Raw genomic sequence first — 4,314 nt, forward strand, 5'->3', positions numbered from 1 at the left:
CCCGGTTTGCAGATGAAAGCCGCAGCCGCCCAGCAGCAGAGCCAGCCCCGCCACGAGCCACCAGCGACGCCACTGCCGCGTGCGGCTCATCCCGCCACCACGTTGACCAGACGGCCGGGTACGATGATCACTTTACGCACGGTTTTACCCTCCAGATGGTGCTGCATGGCCGGATGGGCCAGTACCGTCTGTTCAACGCTGGCATGGTCCGCATCAGCGGGAAAATCCATGCGTTCGCGCAACTTGCCGTTGATCTGAATGACCAGTGTCACGGTATCGCAACGCAGTGCCCCGGCATCAGCGACGGGCCAGGACGCATGGCTGATCACGCTGTTTTGCCCCAGTTTCCCCCAAAGCACTTCGGCGATATGGGGCGCAAAGGGGGCCAGCAGCAGGGTCAGGGCGCGCAGTCCTTCGCCCAGTACCGCCCGTAAGTCGGCCGGGGCATCCGCAGGGACCTTCATCAGGCTGTTGGTCAGCTCCATGATGGCGGCGATGGCGACGTTGAAATGATAGCGCCCGTCCATGTTGCGGCTGACCCGATCAATGCACTGATGCACCGCGCGGCGCAGGTCCACCGCCTCGGCGGAGAGATCTGCGGGCAGTGCCGGGGGCGTGGCGCCATACTCGTGGACCAGGCGCCAGAACCGGTTGAGGAAGCGGTAAGCCCCTTCCACGGCGCTGTCCGACCACTCCAGATGCTGTTCCGGCGGCGCCGCAAAGAGGATAAAGAGACGCGCGGTATCGGCTCCGTAGCGGTCGATCAGGCCTTGCGGGTCCACCGTATTACCCTTGGATTTGCTCATCTTGCTGCCGTCTTTGAGCACCATGCCCTGAGTCAGCAGATGGCGGAAGGGCTCATCGTGGGCGCCGTCGGCGGGCAGCAGGCCGACATCGCGGAGCAGGCGGTTGAAGAAGCGGGCGTAGAGCAGATGCAGCACCGCGTGCTCCACACCGCCCACATACTGATCCACCGGCAGCCAGTCGGCGGCGCGCTGGTCGAGCATCTGCCCGGCATCGGGGCAGGCGAAGCGGGCGTAATACCAGGAGCTCTCGACAAAGGTGTCCATGGTGTCGGTTTCCCGCCGGGCTGCGGCGCCACATTGCGGGCAGGCCACCTGGGTGAACTCGGGGTCGTCCAGCAGCGGCGAACGCGGGTCTTTAAGCTGGTAGTGGGTCGGCAGGATCACCGGCAGATCTCGCTCCGGTACCGGCACGACGCCGCAATGGGGGCAGTGGATCATGGGGATGGGCGTGCCCCAGTAGCGCTGGCGGGAGATACCCCAGTCGCGCAAACGGAAGTTGACCGTCTTCCGCCCCAGTCCCTTGGCGGCTACGGCTGCGGTGATGCGGCTCTTGGCCTCTTCATTGGCCAGGCCGTCGAAAGTCCCGGAGTTGAATAAGGTGCCGCTGCCGGTGTAGGCCTCGGTCATGGCTTCGCCGCCGGTGACAATACCCTCGGTCTGAATCACCGCCCGAACGGGCAGGCCATATTTGTGCGCGAACTCAAAGTCCCGCTGATCATGGGCGGGCACACTCATCACCGCGCCTTCGCCGTAACCCATGAGCACGAAATTGGCGGTCCAGACGGGTAGCTCCACGCCGGTAAGCGGATGCCGCACGTTCAGGCCGAGGGGATGTCCCTCCTTCTCCTGGGTTTCGATGCTGGCTTCGGAAACGGACCCATGGCGGCAGCGTTCGAGGAAGGCCGCGAGTTCAGCGCTGTTTTCCGCCGCCTGAACGGCCAGGGGATGTTCCGGGGCCACCGCCAGATAGGTCGCCCCCATCAGGGTGTCGGGACGGGTGGTGAAGACCTTGATGACACCGTCGCCAGCGGCCAGCGGGAAATGAATCTCTGCGCCTTCCGAGCGACCGATCCAGTTGCGTTGCATGGTCAGTACCTGCTCCGGCCAGCCCTCGCTCAGGGTGTCGAGGCCGCTCAGCAGTTCTTCGGCGTAGGCGGTGATGCGCAGAAAATACTGCACGATCTCCTTGTGCTCGACCGGCGCGCCGGAGCGCCATCCACAGCCGTCCACCACCTGCTCGTTGGCGAGGACGGTCTGGTCCACAGGGTCCCAGTTGACGGTGCTCAGCTTCTGATAGACCAGACCTTTCTCCCAGAGCTTCACGAACAGCCACTGCTCCCAGCGATAGTAATCCGGCGTGCAGGTGGCGAACTCCCGTGACCAGTCGTAAGACAGGCCCAGCCGCTGCAACTGGCCGCGCATGTGGGCGATGTTATCCATGGTCCACTGCGCCGGTGCCAAACCATGCTTGAGGGCCGCATTCTCCGCAGGCAGGCCGAAGGCATCCCAACCCATGGGCTGCATGACTTCCTTGCCCCGCATCCGCTGATAGCGGGCGATGGCGTCGGCGATGCTGTAGTTGCGCACATGTCCCATGTGCAATTGCCCGGAGGGGTAGGGAAACATGGCGAGGGCGTAGAATTTTTCACCCGAGGGCGTCGCGGCGGCCTTGAAAGTCTGCTGATCGTGCCAGCGCTGCTGCACGGCGGCTTCGAGCTCTTGCGGGGAGTAGGCGGGAGTTTCCATAAATTTATCTTGAGCCGGATACCAAATGTGGCACAAAGGTTGCCATAGGCACCGGGGTGGCGCAATGGTTTACGGCGCTATTTCAGCCATCGGGCAAGGGGCAAGACGGGTTTTGGCTTGGGCATAGGTGGCTACCTGGCCTTCCGCGATCGCCTGTTCACCGCGTGCAATGGCTTCCATATCATTCATAGTGCGTCCACATCCGCAGGACGCGAACTATTTTCTCTTTCGTGAAAACTTCGTACACGATACGGTGCTGAATATTGATGCGGCGAGCGTATGCGCCAGCTAGATCGCCGACCAACTTTTCAAAGGGTGGTGGATTTTGAAATGGATCGTTGGCAAGAACCGCGAGCAGTTCTTGCGCCTTTGATTTAAGGCCACTTGCAGCAAGCTTCTTTGCATCCTTCATTGCATGCTTGGAATAAACAACGTCCCAATTCACCACTCAAGCTCCTTCGAGCTTTTTGGGAGGGGCTCAGCCATACCCGCCTTGATGGACTCGCGCATGCCAGGCACGGCCAGAAGGTACAAGGTTTCTTGAATTGCGCTCCAATCTTCCGCGGAGAGCAGCACGGCACTGCTCCGTTTTCCGGAAATGATGATTGGCTCATGAGACTCTGCTGTTTGATCAATGAGCCGGTACAGATTTGCGCGAGCTTCGCTGGCGGTAAGCGTGTTCATTTCGTGCTCCTTCAAAGAAGCCTTTATGGTACGTGTTCGCGTACGCTTGTCAAGTGACTATGCGAGGGCTACACCGGGCGCATCTGTCAGGCTTGTTGTGAAAAAGCCGTAGAAGATGCAGTGCGCCCCGCAACGTTCAAGTTGGGCCTTGCGATGAGGAACCGCAAGTTACTCATGAGTGAACGGGAGACGCGGAGAGCTTTACACCGAGAGCATGGAGTAGCTTGAGCATTGTGTCGTAGCGTAGCTTGGCGCCAGGCGTAAGCGCCTTAATGCAACCTCGACCGAAGGGTTAGCGATCGGGCATTGATCGTGGCGTCAAAACGAAACTATTGAGGTCAGTTCCGAACGAATGCCGAGTTAGCTGCTGATACTTTGCTCACGATCAAGTACCCAGCACCTTTGATTGTTTGTAAATCCAATATGCTCGTAATACGAGTTGGCAGTGGGAGCTGCAACCAGAATTAATTTGCATTTCGGCCCCAATTCCTCTTGAGTGATGACTTGCAGTTTCTTCCCAATACCAGTTTTTTGATATTTCCTATGAACTGCTAGATCAGAAAGGTAGCAGGCATAATGAAAATCTGTCATTGAACGTGCAATGCCTACCAGTTCTTCACCATGCCAGGCAGTAACCATCAGATTGCTATTTTTGACCATACCTTCCATGCATTCACGATCTTCAATTGGCCTGCGTTCGCCAAGTGTCGATTCCCGCAGTAACTCAATGAATTGATCCGTTGATACTGGAGCGTTGATTTTATATTCGATGCTCATCTTCATCTTTTGCAGCTAACGTAAATTGTACAGCACCATAGTGCTGTGTAACATGGATAAATGTAGGTTAACATGAGGGAGCATATATGGCTACTACTAACCGCCTAATGCGGACAGGCCCTATTCGTAACGCCCCCATTTGACTTGCTCCCCAGGCAAATGATTATCTGTTTCTTCAACGCGACCGGGATAAGGCGATGCGCACTGATTATCTGAACATACCCATCCGGGACTGCGGTGAGCCGCTGCAGGGCATTTCGAATAACAAAAATTTCACGACTTGAGAATGGAATATTCCCCT

4 protein-coding genes are annotated in these 4,314 nt (G+C 58.2%); all 4 read right to left on the reverse strand.

Annotated elements, in window-relative coordinates; translation table 11 throughout:
• Positions 1-86: 86 nt before the first annotated feature.
• Positions 87-2,552, reverse strand: a complete 2,466-nt coding sequence (gene leuS, locus Q0C48_RS12050) for a leucine--tRNA ligase (protein WP_291524685.1) — start codon at positions 2,550-2,552, stop codon at positions 87-89.
• Positions 2,553-2,733: 181 nt separating this feature from the next.
• Positions 2,734-2,997, reverse strand: coding sequence for a Txe/YoeB family addiction module toxin (locus tag Q0C48_RS12055; protein WP_035192076.1), 264 nt, complete (start codon positions 2,995-2,997; stop codon positions 2,734-2,736).
• The gene (locus tag Q0C48_RS12060; protein WP_163095659.1) at positions 2,994-3,236 is read right to left on the reverse strand and encodes a type II toxin-antitoxin system Phd/YefM family antitoxin; all 243 of its coding nucleotides are present in this window, start codon (positions 3,234-3,236) and stop codon (positions 2,994-2,996) included. The genes Q0C48_RS12055 and Q0C48_RS12060 overlap by 4 nt, the downstream gene beginning before the upstream one ends.
• A gap of 360 nt (positions 3,237-3,596) precedes the next feature.
• Positions 3,597-4,013 (reverse strand): GNAT family N-acetyltransferase, encoded by a 417-nt coding sequence (locus tag Q0C48_RS12065; protein WP_291524687.1) that lies wholly within the window; start codon positions 4,011-4,013, stop codon positions 3,597-3,599.
• Between the last annotated feature and the right edge of the window lie 301 nt (positions 4,014-4,314).

The organism is Acidithiobacillus sp. (genome assembly GCF_023255755.1).
In the GTDB taxonomy this organism is placed as follows: domain Bacteria; phylum Pseudomonadota; class Gammaproteobacteria; order Acidithiobacillales; family Acidithiobacillaceae; genus Acidithiobacillus.

Bases quoted from the DNA above. Each gene is read 5' to 3' on its own strand.
- leuS (WP_291524685.1), bottom strand. From the start codon at position 2,552: ATGGAAACTCCCGCCTACTCCCCGCAAGAGCTCGAAGCCGCCGTGCAG.
- Q0C48_RS12060 (WP_163095659.1), bottom strand. From the start codon at position 3,236: ATGAACACGCTTACCGCCAGCGAAGCTCGCGCAAATCTGTACCGGCTC.
- Q0C48_RS12065 (WP_291524687.1), bottom strand. From the start codon at position 4,013: ATGAGCATCGAATATAAAATCAACGCTCCAGTATCAACGGATCAATTC.